The organism is Streptomyces sp. NPDC091377 (assembly GCF_044757045.1).
Lineage (GTDB): Bacteria > Actinomycetota > Actinomycetes > Streptomycetales > Streptomycetaceae > Streptomyces.
The window spans coordinates 389927-413812 of the sequence record NZ_JBIVUE010000001.1 but is presented as its reverse complement, the minus strand read 5'-3'; the positions used below and the strand labels follow the sequence as shown (position 1 = coordinate 413812).

At 72.5% G+C, this 23886-nt stretch carries 20 protein-coding genes and 1 pseudogene; 11 read left to right on the top strand and 10 right to left on the bottom strand.

Features of this window, described 5'->3' with window-relative positions; translation table 11 throughout:
• Positions 1–244: 244 nt before the first annotated feature.
• The gene (locus ACIQNG_RS01945) at positions 245–802 is read left to right on the top strand and encodes a proline-rich domain-containing protein (protein ID WP_401437507.1); all 558 of its coding nucleotides are present in this window, start codon (positions 245–247) and stop codon (positions 800–802) included.
• 31 nt (positions 803–833) lie between these two features.
• Here ACIQNG_RS01945 and ACIQNG_RS01940 read toward each other — a convergent pair whose 3' ends face one another.
• Both ACIQNG_RS01940 and ACIQNG_RS01935 read right to left on the bottom strand, forming a co-directional pair.
• Entirely contained in the window at positions 834–1037 is a 204-nt protein-coding gene (locus ACIQNG_RS01940; RefSeq protein WP_401437509.1) for a DUF397 domain-containing protein, read from the bottom strand.
• The gene (locus ACIQNG_RS01935) at positions 1015–1869 is read right to left on the bottom strand and encodes a helix-turn-helix domain-containing protein (protein WP_401437511.1); all 855 of its coding nucleotides are present in this window, start codon (positions 1867–1869) and stop codon (positions 1015–1017) included. The genes ACIQNG_RS01940 and ACIQNG_RS01935 overlap by 23 nt, the downstream gene beginning before the upstream one ends.
• A gap of 117 nt (positions 1870–1986) precedes the next feature.
• Here ACIQNG_RS01935 and ACIQNG_RS01930 point away from each other — a divergent pair, with 117 nt between their 5' ends.
• Both ACIQNG_RS01930 and ACIQNG_RS01925 read left to right on the top strand, forming a co-directional pair.
• A complete protein-coding gene (locus tag ACIQNG_RS01930) occupies positions 1987–2193 on the top strand; it encodes a hypothetical protein (RefSeq protein WP_401437513.1) in 207 nt (68 codons plus the stop codon).
• Entirely contained in the window at positions 2190–2576 is a 387-nt protein-coding gene (locus tag ACIQNG_RS01925; RefSeq protein ID WP_401437515.1) for an ATP-binding protein, read from the top strand. Before ACIQNG_RS01930 ends, ACIQNG_RS01925 begins: the two co-directional genes overlap by 4 nt.
• Before the next feature lie 81 nt (positions 2577–2657).
• Here ACIQNG_RS01925 and purH read toward each other — a convergent pair whose 3' ends face one another.
• Complete coding sequence (gene purH / locus ACIQNG_RS01920; protein ID WP_401482507.1) at positions 2658–4196, bottom strand: bifunctional phosphoribosylaminoimidazolecarboxamide formyltransferase/IMP cyclohydrolase; 1539 nt, start codon at positions 4194–4196, stop codon at positions 2658–2660.
• A gap of 71 nt (positions 4197–4267) precedes the next feature.
• Entirely contained in the window at positions 4268–4939 is a 672-nt protein-coding gene (gene purN / locus ACIQNG_RS01915) for a phosphoribosylglycinamide formyltransferase (RefSeq protein WP_401437621.1), read from the bottom strand.
• Positions 4940–5216: 277 nt separating this feature from the next.
• Here purN and ACIQNG_RS01910 point away from each other — a divergent pair, with 277 nt between their 5' ends.
• From ACIQNG_RS01910 to ACIQNG_RS01885, 6 genes and pseudogenes are all read left to right on the top strand, one after another.
• Positions 5217–6095 (top strand): hypothetical protein, encoded by an 879-nt coding sequence (locus ACIQNG_RS01910; protein ID WP_401482225.1) that lies wholly within the window; start codon positions 5217–5219, stop codon positions 6093–6095.
• Between the two features lie 208 nt (positions 6096–6303).
• On the top strand, positions 6304–9282 hold the full coding sequence (locus tag ACIQNG_RS01905) for a LuxR C-terminal-related transcriptional regulator (protein WP_401482223.1): 2979 nt from the start codon (positions 6304–6306) through the stop codon (positions 9280–9282).
• A 171-nt stretch (positions 9283–9453) separates the two neighbouring features.
• Positions 9454–9666 (top strand): hypothetical protein, encoded by a 213-nt coding sequence (locus ACIQNG_RS01900; protein WP_401437522.1) that lies wholly within the window; start codon positions 9454–9456, stop codon positions 9664–9666.
• Complete coding sequence (locus ACIQNG_RS01895) at positions 9663–10241, top strand: HdeD family acid-resistance protein (protein ID WP_401482221.1); 579 nt, start codon at positions 9663–9665, stop codon at positions 10239–10241. Before ACIQNG_RS01900 ends, ACIQNG_RS01895 begins: the two co-directional genes overlap by 4 nt.
• Before the next feature lie 129 nt (positions 10242–10370).
• A complete protein-coding gene (locus ACIQNG_RS01890) occupies positions 10371–10814 on the top strand; it encodes an SHOCT domain-containing protein (RefSeq protein ID WP_401437526.1) in 444 nt (147 codons plus the stop codon).
• An 8-nt stretch (positions 10815–10822) separates the two neighbouring features.
• Positions 10823–11239 (top strand): annotated as a pseudogene (locus ACIQNG_RS01885) (hypothetical protein); the annotation flags it as partial.
• On the opposite strand, the gene ACIQNG_RS01880 reads toward ACIQNG_RS01885, so the two are convergent.
• Positions 11170–13230: a DUF6350 family protein gene (locus tag ACIQNG_RS01880; RefSeq protein WP_401482219.1), complete on the bottom strand. Its 2061-nt coding sequence runs from the start codon at positions 13228–13230 to the stop codon at positions 11170–11172. The pseudogene ACIQNG_RS01885 and the gene ACIQNG_RS01880 sit on opposite strands and share 70 nt — an antisense overlap.
• A gap of 96 nt (positions 13231–13326) precedes the next feature.
• Here ACIQNG_RS01880 and ACIQNG_RS01875 point away from each other — a divergent pair, with 96 nt between their 5' ends.
• On the top strand, positions 13327–14820 hold the full coding sequence (locus ACIQNG_RS01875) for a helix-turn-helix domain-containing protein (protein WP_401482217.1): 1494 nt from the start codon (positions 13327–13329) through the stop codon (positions 14818–14820).
• A 94-nt stretch (positions 14821–14914) separates the two neighbouring features.
• Here the strand turns inward: ACIQNG_RS01875 and sucD are convergent, their stop codons facing one another.
• The 5 genes from sucD to ACIQNG_RS01850 all read right to left on the bottom strand — a co-directional run bounded on the left by sucD (position 14915) and on the right by ACIQNG_RS01850 (position 22239).
• Positions 14915–15799: a succinate--CoA ligase subunit alpha gene (gene sucD, locus ACIQNG_RS01870; RefSeq protein ID WP_401437535.1), complete on the bottom strand. Its 885-nt coding sequence runs from the start codon at positions 15797–15799 to the stop codon at positions 14915–14917.
• Between the two features lie 27 nt (positions 15800–15826).
• Positions 15827–17008, bottom strand: coding sequence for an ADP-forming succinate--CoA ligase subunit beta (gene sucC / locus ACIQNG_RS01865; protein WP_401437538.1), 1182 nt, complete (start codon positions 17006–17008; stop codon positions 15827–15829).
• A gap of 334 nt (positions 17009–17342) precedes the next feature.
• Entirely contained in the window at positions 17343–18518 is a 1176-nt protein-coding gene (locus ACIQNG_RS01860; RefSeq protein ID WP_401482506.1) for a VWA domain-containing protein, read from the bottom strand.
• A 173-nt stretch (positions 18519–18691) separates the two neighbouring features.
• Positions 18692–21142, bottom strand: coding sequence for a DUF5682 family protein (locus ACIQNG_RS01855; protein ID WP_401482505.1), 2451 nt, complete (start codon positions 21140–21142; stop codon positions 18692–18694).
• A complete protein-coding gene (locus ACIQNG_RS01850; RefSeq protein ID WP_401437543.1) occupies positions 21121–22239 on the bottom strand; it encodes an AAA family ATPase in 1119 nt (372 codons plus the stop codon). The genes ACIQNG_RS01855 and ACIQNG_RS01850 overlap by 22 nt, the downstream gene beginning before the upstream one ends.
• 133 nt (positions 22240–22372) lie before the next feature.
• On the opposite strand from ACIQNG_RS01850, the gene ACIQNG_RS01845 reads away from it, so the two are divergent.
• A complete protein-coding gene (locus ACIQNG_RS01845; RefSeq protein ID WP_401482214.1) occupies positions 22373–23740 on the top strand; it encodes an SWIM zinc finger family protein in 1368 nt (455 codons plus the stop codon).
• The last annotated feature ends 146 nt before the right edge of the window (positions 23741–23886 follow it).

Here is a 23886-nt window from a genome sequence, read left to right as displayed (position 1 = left end):
GATGACCACCCCCCGGTACCAATCCGGCTCTGTGACGCACATCCCATGGCGTTCCTCCCAAGATCGGTGATGTTGCACTTGCACAACACATCCCGCCCGCGGCTGGACAATCCCGTGACCGCTGAAGAACGATGTGGAGCACAGTGCCGCGGGCAGTACCGGGGGGACGAACCGCTTCCTGTGAATCCTTTCCTCCGCACCACGCCACGCGCGTCCCCAGCAGAGCAACGGAGGAACGACCGCCATGAGTTTCGGCGACCCGAACCCGAACAACCCCTACGGCGCACCGCAGGGTGGCCAGCAGCAGCCGGGCTACCCGGAGCAGCAGCAGCCGGGTCAGCCGGGGTACGGCTACCCGCAGGCGCCCCCGGTCGGCGCGTACGCGGGCGCCCCGGCGCCGACCACGATGCCCGGCACGGTGAACACCGCGCGGATCCTGCTCTGGGTGATCGTCGGTCTCCAGGTGATCGGCACCGCCCTCTACGGCTTCGCCGCGGTCGCCGCGAACTCGGCCGAGGACGACGAGACGCTCGGCGCGATCGCCGACTACCCCGTGGGGCTGATGTGGGGCATCGCGTTCCTCGCGCTGGCCTGGCTGGTGTGGGCGGCGGTCCTCGCCACGAAGTTCAACTCGGGTGGTAACGGGGTCAGGATCACGATCCTGGTCTTCGGCATCCTGACGGCCGTCTTCGCCCTGATCTTCACGGTCCTCGGCGTGGTCCACATCGTGATGGGCATCCTGATCGCCATCTTCGCGGGCAACGCGAACGGCAAGGCGTGGTTCAACCGCCCGCGTTACTGAGCACGCGCCGCCTGATTCTGGGCCGCCTTCGTCACGCCTTCACGGCACCGACGAAGGCGGCCCAGGCGTTTGCGGAGAAGACAAGGGCGGGGCCGGCGGGAGCCTTGGAGTCACGGACCGGGGTGACGCCGGGGAGGTTCGTGGCCACTTCGACGCAGTCAGCGCCGTCCTCATCACTAAAGCTGCTCTTGCGCCAGGCCGCGCCGTGTAGTTCAGCCCCTGCGTTCAGCTTCATCTCTGTAGGTCCTCGCTGCTTCGTCGATCAGAGTCAGGGAAGCATCCGGTGGGAGTGCCACCGCCCTGAGCAGATTGTACGACCTTCGGTACCGATGAATGAGTGTCGGGAAGTCCACCATCTGACCCACGAAGTTGGTGTCCGACCACACCAGCGGCGGTGCATCAGCGAAGGTCATGATCTTGGCCATGCCGTGCATGAGGGGGTGCCAAAGGGTTGTGGCCGGAACGATCTGCAAAATGCTCTGTGTAGAGCGGATCAGCGCGGCGATGTGCTCCACCTGCTCGGCCATCACAGATGCGGGAAGCGCCGCGTCCCGGATGACCGATTCCTTCAGGATCACCCAGTAGGTGGGCCGGTCAGCGCGTTTCCACAACTCCGCCCGCGCCATGCGAGCGTTGACGCGCTCTTCGACCGTCGTCGGCGGTGTTTCGGGTGCCACCACACGGATGAAGCCCCGAATGTACGCCTCTGTCTGAAGCAGGCCGGGAACGACTTGGGGGTGCCACTCCTCCAGCGACTCCGCTTGCTTCTCCAGATCAGGCACATCCTCGAAGTTCTGCGAATGCCCCAGACTCCGAGCCTTCGCGGTGTCCTCACACCGGCGCTCGAAGAACCCGTTCGTCCCCAATCTCCGGTCGACATGGCGGGCCAAGTCGACCGGCATCCGACGCTCAGCGCGCTCGATCTGGCTGAGGAACGAGACCCCTCGAAAACTCCCCTCGGCCAACTGCTCCAATGTCAGCCCCGCCTGCTCCCTGAGATAGCGCAACTCGGCGCCGTAGAAGCAAGGGACGCTCACCGACGCATCCGGGTCCTTCTTCGCGGGCACAACTCACCACCGCCGTTCCTCAGTCACTCGTGCGCAGCAGAAACCCCTTTCACGGTACGCATCCACCCACCACGCTGTGAGTGTTTCGTCACACCCCGCACACGGAGGCGTACCCCCATGACCCCCCACCACGACGTCGACACCTGTGTCGAGAACCTCCGCGCCGCCTTAAAGGCGCACGACATCACGCTGCCGTCGCTGGGGGTGGACCTGCCGACCTTCGAAAACGACCTGATCGCCAGGCCCCTGGTGGCGCTGGGCAATTGCAACATCAAGACGGCCCTCGCACTGACGGACGTGTTGCTGAAGGCGGCCGAAGAGTGACCGCACGGTTCGTGGCCGAGCACCTCACCCTCGAACTGTTCGCCGTCCCCCGCGCGGTCCCCGAGGCGCGACGGGCGGTCGGGGCCTATCTGCGCGGCCCCTGTCCCGACGTACAACTCTGCCTGAGTGAGCTGCTGACCAATGTGATCCGGCATGTCGGCGAGGGCACCGCCGTCACCGTGCGAGTGGCGCGGAAACCCGGCGGGCGGACCCGGCTGGAGGTCACCGACGCGGGACCCCCGGCGCTGCTGCTGGCCAGACACCCGCACCGGGACGACGAGTCGGGGCGGGGCCTGCTGCTGCTCGACCTGATCGCCCTGCGCTGGGGCGTCGAGGTGAAGGCGTACGGCAAGACGGTGTGGTGCGAGTTGGCCGACTCCTGAGACGCGGCTGACCTCTGAACCACACGCCAGTGGTTCAGAGGTCAGTCCGGTTCGGTTCGGCTCAGCTCGGTTCGGCTCGGCTCAGTGGAAGAAGTGCCGCGTCCCCGTGAGGTACATCGTCACGCCCGCCTTCTTCGCGGCTTCCACGACCTGCTCGTCACGGACCGAACCGCCCGGCTGGACGACAGCCTTGACGCCGGCCGCGGTGAGGATCTCCAGGCCGTCGGGGAACGGGAAGAACGCGTCGGAGGCGGCGTAGGCGCCCCGTGCGCGCTCGGCGCCCGCCCGCTCGACGGCGAGTTTCGCGGAGTCGACCCGGTTGACCTGGCCCATGCCGACGCCGACCGAGGCACTGTCCTTGGCCAGCAGGATGGCGTTGGACTTGACCGCCCGGCACGCCTTCCACGCGAAGGACAGTTCGGCCAGTTCGGCGGCGCCGAGGGGCTCGCCCGTGGCCAGGGTCCAGTTCGCCGGGTCGTCGCCGTCCGCCTGGAGCCGGTCGGTGACCTGGAGCAGCGCGCCGCCGTCGATGGCCTTGACCTCGACGGGGTTCGCGGGAGCGCCCGGCGCCCTCAGGACGCGGATGTTCTTCTTCCTGGCGAGGGCCTCCAGGGCGCCGTCCTCGTAGTCCGGGGCCACGATGACCTCGGTGAAGATCTCGGCGACCTGTTCCGCCATCTCCTTGGACACCGGACGGTTCACCGCGATGACGCCGCCGAACGCCGACAGCGGGTCGCAGGCGTGCGCCTTGCGGTGCGCCTCGGCCACGTCCGCGCCGATCGCGATACCGCACGGGTTGGCGTGCTTGATGATCGCGACACACGGCTCGTCGTGGTCGTACGCGGCACGGCGCGCGGCATCCGTGTCCGTGTAGTTGTTGTACGACATCTCCTTGCCGTGGAGCTGCTCGGCACGGGCGAGACCGGCGCCCGCCGGGTCGACGTACAGCGCGGCCGGCTGGTGCGGGTTCTCGCCGTAGCGCAGGGTGTTCTCGCGCTCCCAGGTGGCGCCGAGGAAGTCGGGGAAACCGGAGCCGTCCACGGGCGCGTACGCGCTCGCGAACCAGCCCGCCACCGCCACGTCGTAGGCCGCCGTGTGCTGGAACGCCTCCGCCGCCAGCCGCTTGCGCGCGGTCAGGTCGAAGCCGCCCTCACGGACGGCGGCGAGGACGTCGCCGTAGCGGGCGGGGCTGGTGACGACGGCCACGGACGGGTGATTCTTGGCGGCGGCGCGGACCATCGAGGGGCCGCCGATGTCGATCTGCTCCACGCACTCGTCGGGCGTGGCGCCCGAGGCGACGGTCTCGCGGAACGGATACAGGTTGACGACGACCAGGTCGAACGGCTCGACGCCCAGCTCGGCGAGCTGCTCGCGGTGGCTGTCCAGACGCAGGTCCGCGAGGATGCCCGCGTGCACGCGCGGGTGCAGGGTCTTGACCCGGCCGTCCAGGCACTCGGGGAAACCGGTCAGCTCCTCGACCTTGGTGACCGGGACACCGGCGGCGGCGATCCGCCCGGCCGTGGAGCCGGTGGAGACGAGCTGGACACCGGCCGCGTGCAGCCCCTGGGCCAGCTCCTCCAGCCCGGTCTTGTCGTACACGCTGACCAGGGCACGGCGGATGCCGCGCCTGCCGCTGTGCGCTGCGTCGTCCGCCGCCGCGGCGGTCTCGGTGGTCTCGGCCTTTTCGGCGGTCACTGGATAACTACCTTTCGTCCCTCGATGCGATAGCCGTTGCGGGCGAGTCGCCCCACGACCTCGACCAGCAGCCTTCGCTCGACTTCTTTGATGCGCTCGTGGAGCGCGCTCTCGTCGTCCTCGTCCCGGACCTCGACCACGCCCTGGGCGATGATCGGGCCGGTGTCCACGCCGTCGTCGACGAAGTGGACGGTGCAACCGGTGACCCGGGCGCCGTACGCGAGCGCGTCACGCACCCCGTGGGCGCCGGGAAAACTGGGCAGGAGGGCCGGGTGGGTGTTGACGAACCGGCCGCCGAACCGGGCCAGGAACTCCTTGCCGACGATCTTCATGAACCCGGCGGAGACCACCAGGTCCGGCTCGTACCCGGCGACCGCCTCGGCGAGGGCGGTGTCCCACTCCTCGCGGGTCCCGTAGTCCTTCACCCGGCGCACGAAGGTCGGCAGCCCGGCGCGCTCGGCGCGGGCGAGCCCCTCGATCCCGGCGCGGTCGGCGCCGACGGCCACGATCTCGGCACCGTAGGCCGCGGCCCCGGACTCGGTGACGGCGTCGAGCAGCGCCTGGAGGTTGGTGCCGGATCCGGAGACCAGCACGACGAGGCGCTTGACACGCTCGGCCACGGGCTCGGCCCTTTCTGGGAGGTACGTCGACGTCCAGGGGGCCGGCAGGGGTACGGTGCTGGCACACACTTCGTCGTATGTACGTTCGTACGAATGCTTCGCGCCCCCGGATACGGGGAAGCCTACGAAGCGGCCGGCCGTCAGCAACGATACCGGCACACCGGTCGGCCCTCGCGGGACGGGGGCGTGGCCGGAAGGTAGCGTCTGGGGGAGCCGGGTCGGGAACGTGTGGGGTGAACAGTGCGTTCACAGGGTGACGGACCCGGTCACCGCACCGCATGCCGCAATCACGAAGCCGTAACCACCAAGGGAAGACGCTCAGTTGATGCCGGACCGCAGCCCGCGACTCGTCATGCTCACCCCGCTGCCGGAGCAGGGAGGGCGGCGCAGCGGTGTGCTGCTGCGGGAGCGCCCCTCGTCGGCGCCGGACGCCTCCTCGGGGCAGGGAGGCCAGGGGGAGAGCGGCTCCGGGCAGGGCGGCTCGGGCCGCTCGGGCTCGGGGCAGGACGACAACCCGTTCGCCCCGCCCCCGGAGGGCACCCCCGACCAGCCCTGGCAGCCGCGCCACCCCCAGGGCTCCGACGGCACCTCCGGCGCCTCCGGCGGGCCCGGCGGTGAGGGCGGCGGCAATGGCGGTGGCGGTGGCAATGGCGGTGGTGGCGACAACGGCGGCCGTCCGGTCTGGGGCGGCCAGTGGAGCGACCGCCAGCCCGGCCGTTCCAACGGTGACGGCTTCGGTGAGCGGCCCGGCGGCCGACCCGAGGGCCCCACCGGTCCCAGCCCGCGCTGGGACCCCACCGACCCCGCCCAGCGCCGGGCCCGGTACGCGCTGCTGAGCGGAATGTGGGCCTTCTTCTTCGCCCTCTTCAGCTGGCCCTACGTGGCGCTGATGCTCGGCGCGCTCGCCCTGTACTGGGGCATCAGCGCGCTGCGCGCCAAGCCCCGCACCCCCGACCCCGACCGCCCGGCCCCGCAGACCGCGGGCCGCCCCCAGACCGCGGGCCGCCCGCAGACCACGGCCGCCGTCAGCGGTATCGTCACGGCCTCCCTGGCGATCGCCCTGGTCGGCGCCACCTTCGTGGCCCAGCTCGTCTATCACGACTACTACACCTGCCGCAGCGACGCCCTCACCAACGAGGCCCGCCAGGCATGCAGCCAGCTCCTCCCGGAGCAGCTCCGGGACGTGCTCGGCGAGGAAGGCTAGGACCAAGGCGCGGGGCAGGACTGGACTGGCCGGGGCAGGACTGGACTGGCCGGGACGGGACGGGACGGGACAGGGAAGAACGGGGCGGCGCGGGGCGGGGCGGCTTGTCGCGCGCCGGGGCGGGGATGCTGGGATGCTGGGCGTGGAAGCGCTGCCCCGGAGCTGAGCTGCCCCGGCTCCGAGCCGACGGACAGCGGTGGTGACCGCCATGCACGAGACCGACCCGCTCGGCGCCCCCTTCCTCCGTACCCGTTTCGCCCTCCCCGCCCGGCCCCCGACCTATCTGCGGCGGCCCCGCCTCGGGCACCATCTCGACCAGGCCCTGACCACGGCGCTGACGCTGGTCAACGGGGCCGCCGGGGCCGGTAAGACCCTGCTGGCCGCGGACTGGGCGGCCGGGCTCGACCGTCCGGTGGCCTGGCTCACCGCCGAGCCCGGGGATCGGCGCCCCCCGGTGTTCTGGGCGTACGTCCTCCAGGCCCTGCGCCACAGCGGTACCCCGATGCCGGGCTCGCTCGGCGTGCCCACGGACACCGTGCAGGTGGACCACCGGCTCCTCGCCGAACTCGCCGCCGAGCTGAGCGGCCACCCCGAGCCGGTGCTGGTGGTGATCGACGAGTTCGACCGGGTCACCGCCCCCGAGATCGCCGAGCAACTGGAGTTCGTCCTGCACCACGCGGGAGGGGGGCTGCGGCTGGTCCTCGTTACCCGCACCGAACCCCTGCTGCCGCTGCACCGCTACCGGATGGCGGACGACCTCACCGAGATCCGCGCCGCCGAGCTGGCCTTCACCGCCGAGGAGGCCGTGGCCCTGCTGGAGCTGCACGGACTGCGCCTCCCGGTCGGCACCGCGCACGGCCTGGTCGAACGCACCCGCGGCTGGGCCGCCGGACTGCGGCTGTGCGCCATGGCGGCACTGGAGAGCGCCGACCCCGAGCTGTATCTCAAGGAGTTCGAGGCGGACCAGAGCACGATCGCCGACTTCCTGCTCGCCGAGGTGCTCAAGCGGCAGCCGCCACCGGCGCAGGACCTGCTGCTGCGGGTCAGCGTCCTGGACCGGTTCCGTCCCGCGCTGGCGGACGCGCTGACCGGCCGGACCGACGCCGAACCGCTGCTCGTGGGGCTGCACCACGAGAACGCGTTCATCGAGCACCTCGGCCACCACTGGTACCGGCTGCACCCGCTGTTCCGGGAGATCCTCCGGGCCCGGCTGCGGGTGAGTCTGCCCGGACTGGAACCGGAACTGCACCGCCGGGCCGCGCACCGGCTGCACCGCTCCGGGGCGCTGCCGGAAGCCCTCGCCCATGGCGCCGCGGCGGGCGACTGGGGCTTCACCGCGGACGCCTTCGTGGAGGATCTGGGGATCGCGGGCTTCTTCACCGGGCCGTTCCCGGGCGACCCGGACAGCCCGCACCGGCTCTTCTCCGGCCTGGGACCCGAGGCCACCGGCACCGGACCGGACCTGGTCAGAGCGGCCCGCGCCCTGTCCCGGCACGACCTCCACGACGGACTGCGGTACCTGGACGCGGCCAGGGACGCGCTCGCACCCGACAGGGTGGAAGGGGGAGGCGGGGCGGGGGCGGGGACGGGGGCGGACGCAGGGGCGGACGCAGGGGCAGAGGCGGGGGCAGGGACAGGGGCCGGGGCAGGCGGGGCGACGGTGGCCGCGCGGCTGAGTTGCGCCCTCCTCGACGCCGTGGCCGCGCGGCTGACGGGCACCCCGGGCGAGGCGGAGAAGGCCGCCGGGACCGTTGCCGAGCTACGGCAGGAGCTTCCCGCCGCCCTGCTGGACCGGCGCCCCGAAGTCACCGCGCTGCTGCTGACCCAGGTCGGCGCGACCCTCCTGTGGGCGGGACGCCACGGCGAGGCCCGCACCGCGTTGACGGCGGTCGCCGACACCCCGGCCACGGCCGCGACCGCGCTGCCGCGCGAGGAGGCACTGGGACTCCTGGCACTGATCGACCATCTGTACGGCCGTCCCGCGCGGGCCGAGCGCAAGGTGCTGGCCGGGGCCGCCGAGGCCGCTCGCTTCGGCCTGCCGCAGCCCGGCACCAGCGACCCGGAAGCCGGTGCCGACATCGGCACGGGCACCGGCAGCGGCACGGGCACCGGCAGCGGCAGCGGCAGCGGCAGCGGCAGCGGCACGGCCACCGGTATCGGTCAGCTGGTCCTGGCCGCCCTCGCCGTCGACCGCGACGAACTGGACCGGGCCCAGGCCCTGCTGGACGAGACGGCACCCCCGCTCACCACCCCGCACGATCCGTCGGCATCGGCGCTCCGGGCTGTGGTCAGGGCACGCCTGCTGCTGGCCCGGGGCCGCCCGCGGGCCGCCGTGGAGGCGATGGAACCGGGCGCCGGCACCGCCGGGCCCTCCCCCTGGGCCGAGAGTCACCGGGCCCTCGTCGTCTCGGCCGCGCATCTCGCCGAGGGGCGATCCGAGGAGGCCGCCGAGGCGCTCGCCGGGATCGTCGGCGGGGCGGGCCACGAGACCCCCGGGTGCGCCGTGGAGGCGGCCGGGCTGCTGCTCGCCGCGGGGCGCCCGGAGGCGGCGGCCGGGCTGATCGACGGGGTGCGCGCCGACCGCCGGTCCGGTCCCGCCGTGGCCGTACGGGCGACCCTGGTCAGGGCCATGGCGGCGGAGGGAGACGCCGCCGCCGTCCGCAGACTGCTGGAACAGGCGTTGCTCGACGGCCGCCGCGAACGGCTGCGCCGCCCGTTCCTGGACGCCCGGCCGTGGATCGAGCCGTATCTGACCGAGCCGCCGCTGGACGCGCTGGCAGCGGGGTGGCTGCCGCCCGGAGAGGGGCGCGGTGCGGCGTCGCATGGGCCAGGCCATGCCGTAGGACACGGTGGGTGGTCTGGTGACGGGCGCCGTGAGGGGCGCGGCGGGGGGCTCGGCGACGGACGGGGTGACGGACAGGGTGACGGACGGGGTGGCGGACGGGGTGACGGACGGGGTGACGGGTGCGGTGAAGGGTCCGTGCCGCTCGTCGTCGGCGAGTTGAGCGAACGCGAGCGCGAGGTGATCCAGCGGCTGGCCCGGATGATGTCGACGGAGGAGATCGCCGCCGACCTGTACCTCTCGGTCAACACCGTGAAGACCCACCTCAAGGGCGCCTACCGCAAGCTCGCGGTGAACCGGCGCACGGACGCGGTCCGGCGGGCCCGACAGCTCGGGCTGCTGTGAGAACCCCGGTGCGCGCCGGGTGGGAACGGGGTGGGGACCGGGTGGGGACCGGGTGGGGACCGGGTGGGGACCGCCGTACGCCGGTGAGCGGCTCACCTGCGGCGGGTGAGGCCGAGCGCGGCATCCGCGCGGAGGATCGTGGCGACAGGACGTCCGCAGGGGTGAACGCTCATGCGCTACGAGATCCGAGTCGAGGGACATATGTCGGAGACCCTGGCCAAGGCGTTCCCCGAACTGGGACACGTGGTGATCCCCGGACAGACGCTGCTCTACGGGCCTGTCGTCGACGACGCCCACCTCTACGGGCTGCTGGCGCGGTTCCAGTCACTGGGACTGCGGGTGCTGGAGATGCGCCAGGTGCCCACTCCCGAGGAGGAACCATGACCGCCTCCGCCCCGATGGACGACCCCGCCGACCTGCTGGGCCGGATCGGCCGTTCCTGGACCTGGATGCTGGCCTCCGCGGTGGCCGTCCTGGTGCCGGGCATCCTGCTGCTGGTCTGGCCGGACGCGACCCTGCATGTCCTCGCCGTCCTGATCGGCCTGTATCTGCTGGTGACCGGTGCCTTCCGGTTCGTGTCCGTCTTCGCCCGGGAGGAGCACGGCGAACGGCTCCCCGGGGTACTGGTGGCCGTGCTGTTCCTGCTGGCCGGGGTGCTGGTCCTGCGCAACCCGCTCCAGACCATCGCCGCGCTCTCGCTGATCGTGGGCGGCATCTGGCTCGTGACCGGCGTCCTCAGCCTCTACACGGTCATCGCCGCCAAGGACCTCCCGCACCGGGGTGTCGTGCTGGGCGTGGCGGTCCTCGCCATCATCGCGGGGATCGTGGTGCTGGCCCTGCCCTCCGAGTCGGCGGTGGCGCTGACCCGGCTGCTGGGCGTGTGGCTGGTGCTGCTCGGTCTGGCGGAGGTGGCGGGCGCGTTCATCTGGCGGTCCGCTCTGCGCAGGTCAGGGGTGTAGCCGCCCGCGTTCTCCGGGGTGCCCGCACCCTCACCCGTACCGGGTGATGCCGTCGGCGGCCGTCACGCGGAGTGTGGGACGAGCACGACGAGAGCCACACCGGGCAGAGGCCCGGGACGGAGGAGAGAGATGAGCGCACAGACCTATCTGGCCTACGACTATCCGCTGCTCAGCGCCTTCTGGACCATGCTCCTGTTCTTCCTCTGGATCATGTGGTTCGTCCTGCTCTTCCGGGTCGTTCTCGACATCTTCCGGGACGACGAGATGAGCGGCTGGGGCAAGGCCGGCTGGCTGCTGTTCTGCCTCGTCCTGCCCTTCGTGGGCGTACTCGTCTACGTGATCGCCCGCGGCCGGAACATGGGCCGCCGTGAGGCCGCGCAGGCGCGCGCCCAGCAGGAGGAGTTCAAGGACTACATCCGCAAGACCGCGGCCGACTCCCCGGCCGCCACCACAAGCAGCGCCGACGAACTCGCCAAGCTGTCGGAGATCCGCGCCCGGGGCGACATCACGGACGAGGAGTTCCGCAGGGCGAAGGAGCTGGTGCTCACCGGCCACGCTCCCCACACGAAATGAGGCGTGAGATGACCACGACGACACAGCACCGACCCGCCCACGGCGGTGGCCACGGCACCGCCAGACAGAACTGGGCCACCGGACTGTCGGTCTTCGCGGGCGTGATGCTGCTCATCGGAGGGCTGCTCAGCATCTTCCGAGGCATCATGGCCATCGCCAAGGACGACATCTTCGTGTCCACCCCCGACTACGTGTTCAAGTTCGACCTCACCGGCTGGGGCTGGATCCATCTCGCGCTCGGCATCGTCGCCGTCCTTGTCGGCTTCGGGCTGTTCACGGGCGCGATGTGGGCACGCGCGTCCGGCGTCGCCATCGCCGCGCTCGTCATCCTCGCCAACTTCCTGTCGCTGCCGTACTACCCGCTCTGGTCGGTCGTGGTGATCGCGATCGCCGGCTTCGTGATCTGGGCCCTGTGCGTGGGCGGCAGCAGGTCCGCGGGCTTCGGAGGCCCCGGAGGCCCCGGAGGGTCCTGGGACTCAGGGGGCACAGGGGGCACCAAGGGCTCGCGAACGGCTGAGGCGACCGGCGGGGCCGCCACCGGCGGGACCACCACCGGCGGAGTGACCGGCACCGGAGCGACCGGGACCGGGGTGTCCGGACCTGGCGTGTCCGGGACCGGTGGCACGACCGGGGCCGGTGGGATCGGGGGCCTCGACGGGCCGACGACGGGCAACAGGCCGTACGGCTCCTCGTAGGAGATCCCGGAGGCGGGGGGCGTGGGCTCCTTGGACCCCACAGCCCCCACAGCCCCCTTGGCCTCACGGGCCTCACGGGCCTCTCTGGCCTCCTCGGCCTCTCGGACCTCTTTGGCCTTCTTGGCCCCCTTGGCCTCCTTGGCTCCCTTGGTCGCCTTGGCCTCCTTGGTCGCGTCGGTCTCCTTGGCCGCCTTGACCTTTCTGGCCTTCTTCGCCTTGGCGGCCTCGGTGGCCTTCGTAGCCTTTGCGGCCTTTGCGGCCTTGGCAGCCCTATCGGCCTTGGCAGCCTTGGCAGCCTTGGCGGCCTTGGCGGCCTTGGCGGCCTTCGCGGCCCGGTCGGCCCGGTCGGCCCGGGTGGCCGTCCTCGCCGCGGCCTTCGCGGCACGGACCGGCCTGCGCCGCTCACACCGCAGACGCCAGCCCCGTACGGTGAGGGCCGTCGGAAGGCCCGTCACCGTCGACCAGGCCAGGGCCGCCGCGCCCACCTGCCACCACACCGGCCCGAAGTCCGCCAGCGCCGCCACGCCCAGCGGGCCCCCGGCGAGGGCGGCGAGCAGGGCGAGGGCAGCACCGCACAGCAGCGCGGCCAGCGCGGCGACGACGGTCGTACGCCGGGCCGACCAGGCGGGTGCGGGCGTATCACCGGCGTCGGGCGCCGGGACCCGTACCGCCGCGCTCGCCACGAACCACCCCAGCGTCACCCCGGCCACCACGGGCAGCGCGGCCGTCGACCAGGTCAGCGGGGTGCCGGGACCGTCGGCCGGGACGGCGGACAGCAGCGGGAACGGCGGCAGCAGCGGACCGGGGGCGGAGGCCAGCGGACTGGCCCCGTGGCCCACACCGAGGAGGAAGCCGGGGCCGAGGGCGTACGAAGCACCCCACACCGCCGCGTTCGGTACCAGCGCCACACTCAGCAGCAGCACCGCGAACCGCCCCGACCAGCCCTCCGTCAACCGCGCGAACCCCTCGCCCGCCGCCTCCCCGTGCCAGACCAGCGCCGCCGCGACCAGCAGTGATCCACCGCCGACCAGGACAGCCGTACCGGCGATCGCCGCCCGGACCGCCTCCCCGAAACGCTCCCGCGCCGCGAGCGGGAAGAGCCGGCGGCACAGCGGGCGCGGCAGCAGTCTGAGCAGCCGGTCGACGGGCTGGTGCGGGCGGCCGTACGCCGTCCAGACCCCGGCACCCGCCGACACCGCCGCGACCAGCGGTACGCATCCGGCGGTCCACGTCCACGAAGGGCGCAGCACCCCACCGTCGGCGTAGAGGGCGGCTGCCGCGCCGACCGTGAGGTAGCCGAGGACGACGCCGGTCCACGCCGTACGGGCGGAGGACGGGGTGTGGCCCTCGGCAGCCCGGTCGACCGCGTCCCGCGCGGCGCGGTGCAGCACGAAGAGGGGCAGGGCGAGCAGCAGCAGCGGGGTGACGCCCATCGGCGCGGGGACACCGGAGAGGGTGTCGACGCGGACGAGTTCCACGCCGTGCGCGAGCAGCCAGAGCGCGGCGGCGACATGGAGGGCACCGCTCGGGCCGCTGTCGGGGTACGGCGAGCTGATCCACAGCATCATCACCAGCACGGCGAACGAGCCGAGCCCCAGCCCGGCCGCGACCGCGCCGCCCAGCAGGCTCGCGACCAGTCCGGGTGAACGGCCACGCCGGGGCCTCGACAAGGGTGACGGCAACGGGGCTCGGCGATCGGTCATCGGCATCACGAGCGCCATGCTCCCAACGACACGCTCTTTCCCGTCGTAACAGGCGAACCTCCGAAGTGTCGCCCAATATATGTTTATGTACTTTTTCGAGCGAAGGGGCGCCCTGTGACACAGAGCCCTGCCACTCCGCTCCCCCCGCCCAAGGAGTGCCGACGCCTGCGCGAGGCCGCCGCGCTGACACAGGCTCAGCTCGCCTCCCAGGTCGGCGTCACCCGGGAGACGGTACGTGCCTGGGAGAACGGCCGTACGACTCCACGGGGCCGCAAGCGCGACGCCTACGCGAAGCTGCTGGCCCGCCTCGCGGGGGACACGGCGAAGCCGACCTCGACCCCCTCGCCCGCGGCGGCGACGGCAGGGGCTGGGGCCACGAGTGGGGGTGCGGGTACAGGTGCGGGTGCGGGTGCGGTGGCTTCGGCGGTGACCACGGCTGCGGCGGCGGCCGACGGGGTGTCAGCGGGCGGGACCTCGGACGACCCGAAGCCGAGCACCCCAACCCCGAACACTCAGACACTCAACACTCAGACCCCGAACACCAGTCCATCGAGCAGCGGGACACCCACGGTCGGGACGCCGGGTGTCGGGGCGCCGACCCTAGGGGCGTCGAACGCAGGGGCGTCGAGCGTCGGGGCGTCGAGCGTCGGGGCGTCGGTCGGCGGGACCTCGAACACGTACGTGACGGCACGTCAGGAGCCACTGCGCATGCAGGTACGTCAGGCGCCGCCGAGGCCGGCCGCCACCCAGACCGTGACCGTGATCGCCGCCCCCGTGGCCGCCGACCCCGGGGAGGAACCGGCCCTCCGGGACCAGACCCCCGGCGAGGCGTTCGACGCCCTCTACACCTTCTGCGCCCCGGCCCTCGTCCGGCAGGCGTATCTGCTGTGCGGTCGGCGTGAACTGGCCCGGGAGTCGGTCGAGCGGGCGTTCCAGCAGGCGTGGGGGCGCTGGCCCGAGGTGGCGCTGGACCGGGACCCGGCGGGCTGGGTCCGCGCGGCGGCGTACGAGTACGCCCTCTCCCCCTGGCACCGCTACCGCCCCCGCTACCGCCACCCCGAACCACCCCCGGCGGACGCGCAGGACCGCGCGCTGCTCAGCACCCTCCTGCGCCTGCCGACGCCGTACCGCCGCACCCTGCTGCTCTACGACGGTGTGGGCCTCGGGCTGGCCGACACGGCGGCGGAGACGGAGGCGAGCACCCCGGCGGCGGCGAACCGGCTGATGCACGCGCGCGAGGCGGTCGCCGAACGGCTGCCGGATCTGTCCGACCCGTCCGTGCTGCACGACCGGCTCACCCAGCTGGCCTCCAACGAACGGCTGCGCGCCCCGCGCCCGCCGGTGGTCCGCGCGGAGAGCGAACGCCGGGCCCGTTTCTGGACCCGGGCCGCCGTCGCCTTCACGGTCGCCCTGATCGGGGCGACGGCCCTCACCCTCAAGACCGCTCCGACCCAGTACGAGCCACCGGTCTCCCCCGGTGAGACCGTCCGGGGCGTACCGCCCAAGTCGGCACCCGGGCCGCTGTCGGAGGAGCAGGTCGAACTCCGCCGGAAGCTGCGCGAGGCACTGGCGGCCGGCCCCGAACGGCTGACGCCGCAAGCCGGATGACCTGCCCCCTTCGCCGCCCCGGTCGCGCGTGCGCAAACGGCGGTAGGCCCGTCCCCGGGGCGGGGAACGGGCCTACCGGCAGCCGGCCGATGCCTCAGCCGGCCAGGATCTCGCGCGCGAGCTGGGCGGTCTCGGTCGGCGTCTTGCCCACCTTCACGCCCGCGGCCTCCAGGGCCTCCTTCTTGGCCTGCGCCGTACCGGAGGAGCCGGAGACGATGGCACCCGCGTGGCCCATGGTCTTGCCCTCGGGCGCGGTGAAGCCCGCGACGTAGCCGACGACCGGCTTGGTCACGTTGTCCTTGATGAAGGCCGCGGCCCGCTCCTCGGCGTCGCCGCCGATCTCACCGATCATCACGATCAGGTCGGTGTCGGGGTCGTCCTGGAACGCGGCGAGCGCGTCGATGTGCGTGGTGCCGATGATGGGGTCACCACCGATGCCGACGGCGGTCGAGAAGCCGATGTCCCGCAGCTCGTACATCATCTGGTACGTCAGCGTGCCGGACTTCGAGACCAGACCGATACGGCCCGGCTTGGTGATGTCACCGGGGATGATGCCGACGTTCGACTGACCGACGGTGATGATGCCCGGGCAGTTCGGACCGATGATGCGGGTCTTGTTGCCCTTCTTGCCCGCGTACGCCCAGAACGCCGCCGAGTCGTGCACGGCGATGCCCTCGGTGATCACGACGGCCAGCGGGATCTCGGCGTCGATGGCCTCGATGACCGCGTCCTTGGTGAACTTCTCCGGCACGAAGATGACGGAGACGTCCGCGCCGGTCTTCTCGATGGCCTCCTTGACGGTCCCGAAGACGGGTACCTCGGTGCCGTCGAAGTCCACGCTGGTGCCCGCCTTGCGCGGGTTCACCCCGCCCACGACGTTGGTGCCGTCGCCGAGCATGAGCTTGGTGTGCTTCATGCCGGTGGCGCCGGTCATGCCCTGGACGATGACCTTGCTGTCCTTGTTGAGCCAGATAGCCATGGTGTGTTGTGTCCTCGTCCTGAGTGCTTACTTCGCGGCGTGGGCCAGCTCGGCGGCCTTGTCGGCCGCGCCGTCCATGGTGTCGACGCGCTGGACCAGCGGGTGGTCGGCGTCGGTGAGGATCTTGCGACCCAGTTCGGCGTTGTTGCCGTCCAGACGGACGACGAGCGGCTTGGTGACCGCGTCGCCGCGGTCCGCGAGCAGCTGAAGGGCCTGGACGATGCCGTTGGCGACCTCGTCACAGGCGGTGATGCCGCCGAAGACATTGACGAAGACGGACTTGACGTCCGGGTCGCCGAGGATGATCTCCAGACCGTTGGCCATCACCTGGGCGGAAGCGCCACCGCCGATGTCCAGGAAGTTGGCCGGCTTGACGCCGCCGTGGTTCTCACCGGCGTACGCCACGACGTCCAGGGTGGACATGACCAGCCCGGCACCGTTGCCGATGATGCCGACCTCGCCGTCCAGCTTGACGTAGTTGAGGTTCTTCTCCTTGGCGGCGGCCTCCAGCGGGTTGGCCGCGGCCTTGTCCTGGAGCGCCTCGAAGTCCGGGTGCCGGAACTCGGCGTTGTCGTCCAGCGACACCTTGCCGTCGAGCGCGAGCACCTCACCGGAGGCGACCTTGGCGAGCGGGTTCACCTCGACCAGGAGGGCGTCCTCCTTGATGAAGACATCCCACAGCGTGACCAGCACGTCCGCGACCTTGTCGGCGACCTCGGCCGGGAACTTCGCGGCGGCCACGATCTCGCGGGCCTTCTCCGGCGTCACACCGTCGATGGCGTCGATCGGGGTCTTGGCGACGGCCTCCGGACGGTTGGCCGCCACCTCCTCGATGTCCATGCCGCCCTCGACGGAGGCGATGGAGAGGAAGGTGCGGTTGGCGCGGTCGAGGAGGAAGGAGACGTAGTACTCCTCGACGATCTCCGGCGCGGTCTCGGCGATCATCACCTTGTGGACCGTGTGGCCCTTGATGTCCATGCCGAGAATGTCCGTCGCGCGGGCGACGGCCTCGTCCGGGGTGGCGGCCAGCTTGACGCCACCGGCCTTTCCACGACCACCGACCTTCACCTGCGCCTTGACGACAGACTTGCCGCCCAGACGCTCGGTGGCTGCGCGCGCCGCGTCAGGCGTGTCGATGACTTCACCGGCCAGCACCGGTACATCGTGCTTGGCGAAGAGGTCCCTCGCCTGGTACTCGAACAGGTCCACGCGCTTCCGTCCCTATCAGTGATCTCGCGGTCGTTGGATGCGTGGGCGTGCCGCGAAGGGCAACGTGACGTCCGCATGGGTCACAGGGGATGCGCACACGGTGTCCGAGCGCGCGGCATGTCCGTCTCGCAGGTTATCGCTGCTTCCGGAACGCCCCTAAATCGAGAGTCACACCTGAGCGGTGATACCCGTCACATGATGCCGCGAAGTGTGGCACGCAGTGCCGCCGAAGGCGCCTCCCGCCTGCGGATTCACGGCTCCGGCCACCACTCCGGTCACGGCCCCGGTCACGGCTCCGGTCACGGCTCCGGGTTCACGGCTCACGGCTCCGGGCTCACGGCTCCGGTATCGGCAGCGGGCGTCTCTCGATCGCCGCCGCCATGACGTCCGGGAACAGGTCGGGGGTGCAGGCGAAGGCCGGCGCCCCCAGCGCGGCCAGCGCCGCCGCGTGCTCCCGGTCGTAGGCGGGCGCCCCCTCGTCGGACAGCGCGAGCAGCGTCACGAACCGCACCCCCGACGCCTTCATCGCCGCCACCCGCTTGAGCATCTCGTCGCGTATCCCGCCCTCGTAGAGATCGCTGATCAGTACGACGACGGTCTCCGCCGGGCGGGTGATCTGCCGCTGGCAGTAGGCCAGCGCCCGGTTGATGTCCGTACCGCCCCCGAGTTGCGTACCGAACAGCACATCCACCGGGTCGTCCAGCTGGTCGGTCAGATCCACCACCGCCGTGTCGAACACCACCAGCCGCGTCCGGATCGACCGCATCGACGCCAGCACCGCCCCGAACACCGACGCGTACACCACGGACGCCGCCATCGACCCCGACTGGTCGACACAGAGCACGACCTCCTTCTTCACCGACTGCGACGCCCGCCCGTACCCGACGAGCCGCTCCGGCACGACTGTCCGGTGCTCCGGGAGGTAGTGCTTGAGGTTGGCCGCGATCGTGCGGTTCCAGTCGATGTCCCGGTGACGGGGCCGGCTGACCCGGGCGCTGCGGTCGAGCGCCCCGGCGATCGTGGCCCTCGTACGGGTGGCCAGCCGCTTCTCCAGGTCCTCGACCACCTTGCGCACGACGGCACGCGCGGTCTCCTTGGTCGTCTCCGGCATGGCCTGGTTGAGGGAGAGCAGCGTGCCCACGAGATGCACGTCGGCCTCGACCGCCTCCAGCATCTCGGGCTCCAGGAGCAGGGTGGACAGCCCGAGGCGGTCGATGGCGTCGCGCTGCATCACCTGCACCACGGACGAGGGAAAGTACGTACGGATGTCCCCGAGCCAGCGCGCCACGGCCGGCGCCGAGGCCCCCAGCCCGGCCGACCGCTCCTTCCTCTCCCGCGCCTCGCGGGTATCCCGTTTCCCGTAGAGCGAGGAGAGCGCGGAGTCCATGGCCGCGTCCCGCCCGGCAAGCCCGTGCCCGGTACCGTCCGCCGCCTCGCCCCCCAACACCAACCGCCACCGCCGCAACCGCTCCCGGCTGACGGCGTCGGCCGTCCCGGCCGTACCGGTCATACCGGCCGTCCCGGCTGTCTCGCTCGTACCGGTCGTCCCGGCCGTCGCGCTCGTACCAGTCGTCCCGGCCGTCGCGCTCGTACCAGTCGTCCCGGCCGTCGCGCTCGTACCGGTCGTCCCGATTGTCTCGCTCGTACCGGTCGTCCCGGCCGTCATGTCGCCGTTGTCGTCCGTCACGCCCCCACCCCCACGGTTCCGTTTCTCGGTCCGTCCCCCACGCCCAGCAGCAGCCGTGCCACCGGCATCACCGCGTCGGCCCGCCCCGCATCGAGCCCGTCCGCGAACCCGGGGATCCCGGGCCCCGCCCCGACCGCCGCCGCCCGCTCCCCGGGGCCGCGTCTCACCAGTTCCCCGAGGGTCCGCCGGACCCCCGTCTCGTACTCCGCGAACGTCCGCCGCAGCAGTGGCAGCACATCCGTGAACGCCGCCTCCGGCACCCCCGTCAGCCAGGCGTCGACCAGCCCCAGCAACCGCTCGTCGTGCACCAGCAGCATCCCGCCGCCGGAATGGCCCCCGACGAACCCCTCGATCCACGCCGCCGCCTCCCCCGGCGGCGTCCCCGCCGACAGCGCCAGCCCCATCAGACGGGCCGCCGCGTCCGGTTCCAGGCCCCCGTCGTCCAGCAGCAGCCGAGCCGCCCGCCCCCGTACCACCCCGGGCGCGGAGTCCCGCCCAGCCAGCACCCCGAGCACCCGCCGCCAACGCCCCCGGATCCCCCCGGCGGCGGTCGGGTCGGGCACCCTCTCCTCCTCTTGGCCGAGTTCTCTTTCGAGCAGCCCCACCGCCCCGTGCACCGCGTCCACATGCCGCCGCATCTCCTCGGCCGCGTCACGGTCGAGGCCGGTGCAGGCCGGGGGCAGGCCGACGAAGATCCGCTCGGCAAGGCCCGCCGCGACCCCGGCCAGCGCCCGGACGTCCGTGCCGCGCACATCGCCGTAGCGCAGGGCACGGACCAGGGCGGGCAGCGCCTGCGCGAGATGGCCGACGTCCGCGTCCAGCGCGGCACGGTCCGTGAGGATCCGCATCACCACCGGAAGCGCGTCGGGCAGTTCGGCCAGCAGACACCGCTCCGCCAGCGCCGTCACCCCGACCAGCCCCGGCGCCGCCACCGCGTCGGCCTCCACCTTCGCCGTGGCCGCGCCCAGCACCGTCGTCCCCCACACCCCGGCCTCGGCGACCCGCACCGACCACTCCGGCTCCCACCGCAGCCGCCACGTCTCCCGGAACGTCCCCGTACTCCCCCGGGACCGGGCCGGCTCCCCCCACTCCACGCCCAGCAGCCGCAGCCGATGCAGCAGCCTGCTGCGCCCGGCGTCGGTCTCCTTGCGCAGGTCCAGCTCCAACTCCCGCTCCCGCGCCTCCGGCTTCAACCGCAGCCTGCGCTGCGACCGCTCCAGATCCCGCTGCAACGGCACCGCCGGAGCCGACTCCGGCACCTCCCCCAGTACCTCCCCCACCACCAGCCGGTCCCGCACCAGCGCCAGCGGCACGTCCGAGCCCTCGCACATCACCGCCCGCACCGCGTCCGTCGTCTCGCCGAGCCCCGGCAGCGGCCTGCCCCGCACCGCCGCCAGCGTCTCCGCCAACCGCACCGCCTCGATCACATGGGCGGACGACACCATCCGGTCCTCGGCCCGCAGCAGCCCCGCGACCTTGGCCAGCCACCGCTCCACCGGCCGGTCCGGCGCCGCGAACAGATGCCCGTACCAGCCCGGCGACTCGATCCCCGCCCCGTATCCCCCGGCCCGCGCCAGCCGCCGGTACGTCCACGGCACCCAGGTCAAATCCGCCTTGACCTTCGGCAGCCCCTTCACCAGCGCCCGGTCCGCCGCGACAGCCGCCTTCGCCCGCAGCGCCGGGACATGCCAGGCCCCGCACACCACGGCCACGCCCCCGCCGAACTCCCGCTGCGCCGCCCGCACCTGGAGCCGCATGTACGCCTCGCGGACGAGATCCCGGTCGTCCCCGGCACTGCCGTACGTCTCCCGCAGCGCCCCCATCGCCTCCTCCAGCACCGCGAACGGCGCGAACACATCCCCCGGGCCGCCCCCAGCCGGCCCCCGGTGCTCCACGACGTCCTCCCACCACCGCTCGGCGTCGTCGTAGCCCCCGGCCTCCGCGAGGGCGGCCAGCGGATCGATCCGCACCTCACCGACACCGGCGCCATCGCCCTGACCGGCATCGGCATTGGCATCGGTATCGGTATCGGTATCGGTATCGGCATTGGTATCGGGCTCTCCGTCGGTGTCCTCTCCCCTGCCCCACACCAGCGTGTGCGTGGCCGGAAGGTCGATGAAACGGGCCGGTACCCCTCGCTCCACGGCCCAGCGCAGGGCGATCCACTCCGGTGAGAACTCGGCGAACGGCCAGAACGCCGAGCCTCCGGGTTCGTCCACCGCGTGGGCGAGCAGCGCGACCGGCGGACGCATGTCCGGGTCGGCGACCAGCGGGACCAGCCCGTCCGCCTCGGGCGGGCCCTCGATCAGCACCACCCGGGGCTCCGCCGCCTCCAGCGCCGCCCGCACCGCCCGCGCGGACCCGGGCCCGTGATGCCGCACCCCCAGCAGCAGCGGCTCCGCCCCGCCCCCGCGCGGCGCCGTGTTCACGCGCTGACCTCCCGGCAGGCCCGGTAGAAGTCCGTCCAGCCGTCCCGCTCGCGGACCACCGCTTCCAGGTACTCCTGCCACACCACACGGTCCGCCGCCGGATCCCGGACGACCGCGCCGAGGATGCCCGCCGCCACATCGCCCGAGCGCAGCACACCGTCACCGAAGTGGGCGGCGAGGGCGAGCCCATGGGTCACCACGGAGATCGCCTCGGCCGTGGACAGCGTGCCGCTGGGCGACTTCAGCTTCGTACGCCCGTCCGCCGTGACCCCGTCGCGCAGCTCACGGAAGACGGTCACCACCCGGCGGATCTCCTGCATACCGTCCGGTACGGCGGGCAGTTCGAGGGAGCGGCCGATCTGGTCCACCCGGCGGGAGACGATGTCGACCTCCGCCTCGACACTCTCCGGCAGCGGCAGCACGACCGTGTTGAAGCGGCGGCGCAGGGCGCTGGACAGGTCGTTGACCCCGCGGTCGCGGTCGTTGGCGGTGGCGATGAGGTTGAAGCCGCGCACGGCCTGCACCTCGGAGCCCAGCTCCGGTATCGGCAGGGTCTTCTCCGACAGGATCGTGATGAGCGAGTCCTGCACATCGGCCGGGATCCGGGTCAGCTCCTCCACCCGGGCCGTCATCCCCTCCCGCATCGCCCGCATGACCGGGCTGGGCACGAGAGCCTCACGGCTGGGGCCGTTGGCCAGCAACTGCGCGTAGTTCCAGCCGTAGCGGATGGCCTCCTCCGGGGTGCCCGCCGTGCCCTGCACCAGCAGGGTCGAGTCCCCGCTCACGGCGGCGGCGAGATGCTCGGACACCCACGTCTTCGCCGTGCCGGGCACACCGAGCAGCAGCAGGGCGCGGTCCGTGGCGAGGGTGCTGACGGCCACCTCGACCAGGCGGCGCGGGCCCACGTACTTCGGCGAGACCACCGTGCCGTCGGGCAGGGTGCCGCCGAGCAGATAGGTCGTCACCGCCCACGGCGACAGCTTCCAGCGGGCCGGGCGCGGCCGGTCGTCCTGCGCCGCCAGCGCCGCGAGTTCACCGGCGAAGGCGTTCTCGGCGTGCGGCCTGATCGCCGCCCCGTTCGACTCGACGGACTTCGCTCCGATGGACATGGTCATGGCTGAGGCCCCCTCCAACTCGGCCGGTTCGGATCTGGTTCCACCTTGCACCCCACCACTGACAATCGGCTCTGACCTGCGAAAACGCTGACGCCGAGGGCGATTGTCAGTGGGGGGATCTACCGTCGAAGACATGAATCGTCAGGGGGTGCGCTGGACGGCGGACCAGGTGCTGGCACTGGCACCTGACGTGGCGTCACGCGCGGCGGGGAGCAAGCTCGGCGCGGCCGGTCCGTGGTCCGGGGCGGGCAGTTCGGGTGAGGGGACGGTGTGGGGGCAGTGCAAGGGGAGCGGCGGCACGCCGTACCGGACGGCGGTCGACCTCGCCGGTGCCGCCGGACCGGCGTACATGTGCAGTTGTCCGAGCCGCACGTTCCCGTGCAAGCACGCGCTCGGGCTGCTGCTGCTCTGGGCGAGTGGGGACGGGGCGGTGCCGGAGGGGCCGGAGGAGGAGGTACCGGACTGGGCCGGGCAGTGGGCGAGGGAGAGAAGGGAGCGGGCGGCGAAGGAGCGGGCCGAGGAGGGCGGCGCCTCGGGCGGTGGCGCCACGGCCGACCCGGAGGCGGCCCGGCGCCGGGCGGAGCGCCGGGCCGAGCGGGTCACCGCGGGCGCGACCGAGTTGGAGCAGCGCCTCGCCGATCTGCTGCGCGGCGGCCTGGCCTCCGCCGAGCAGGCGGGGTACGGGCTGTGGGAGGAGACGGCGGCCCGCATGGTCGATGCCCAGGCACCCGGACTGGCGGCACGGGTGCGGGAGTTGGGGGCGATACCCGCGTCCGGTCCGGGCTGGCCGGTGCGGCTGCTGGAGGAGTGCGCGCTGCTCCACCTCCTCGACCAGGGCTGGCTCCGCCGTGAGCTGCTCCCGGACGACCTGGCGGCCACGGTCCGCTCCCGCGTCGGTCTGCCCGCCTCCGCCGACGGGCCGCCGGTCCGCGACCGCTGGCTGGTCCTCGCCCAGTACGACACGGGGGACCCGAAGCTGACCACCCGCCGTATCTGGCTCCACGGCACCGGCTCGGACCGTACGGCGCTGCTCCTCTCCTACGGCGCCGCGGGCCGCGCCCCGGACCTCGCCCTGCCGGTCGGCCTCGCCCTGGACGCCGAGCTGACCCCCTACCCCGGCGCCCACCGGCTACGGGCGGCCCTGGGTGAGCAGTTCACGCCCCCGTCCCCCACCTCCGTACGACCCCTCGGCCTGTCCACCGCACAAGCCGCCGCCCGCTACGGCGAGGCCCTGCGGCACGACCCCTGGCTGGACGCGGTGCCGGTCACCCTCGGCGGGGTGATACCGACCCCGGACGGCGACACCTGGCAACTGGCCGACGCCCATGAGGACACGGCCCTGCCGCTCACCCGGGCGGCCCACAACCGGGCCGGTCTCTGGCGCCTGGCAGCCCTCTCCGGCGGCGCCCCGCTCACGATCTTCGGCGAATGCGGCCACCAGGGCTTCCACCCCCTGACCGCCTGGCCCGACGGCGCGGGGGAGGCCGTACCGCTCACCTGACACCGCCCGGACGCCTCCACAGAACCCTCAGACCTCAGGCACCAGAACCGCAGACCCCGGGACCCGGGACCTCGGAACCCCGGGACCGCGGACCTCGGAACCCCGGAACCCTGGGACCCGGATCTCGGAACCCCGGGACCCCAGGA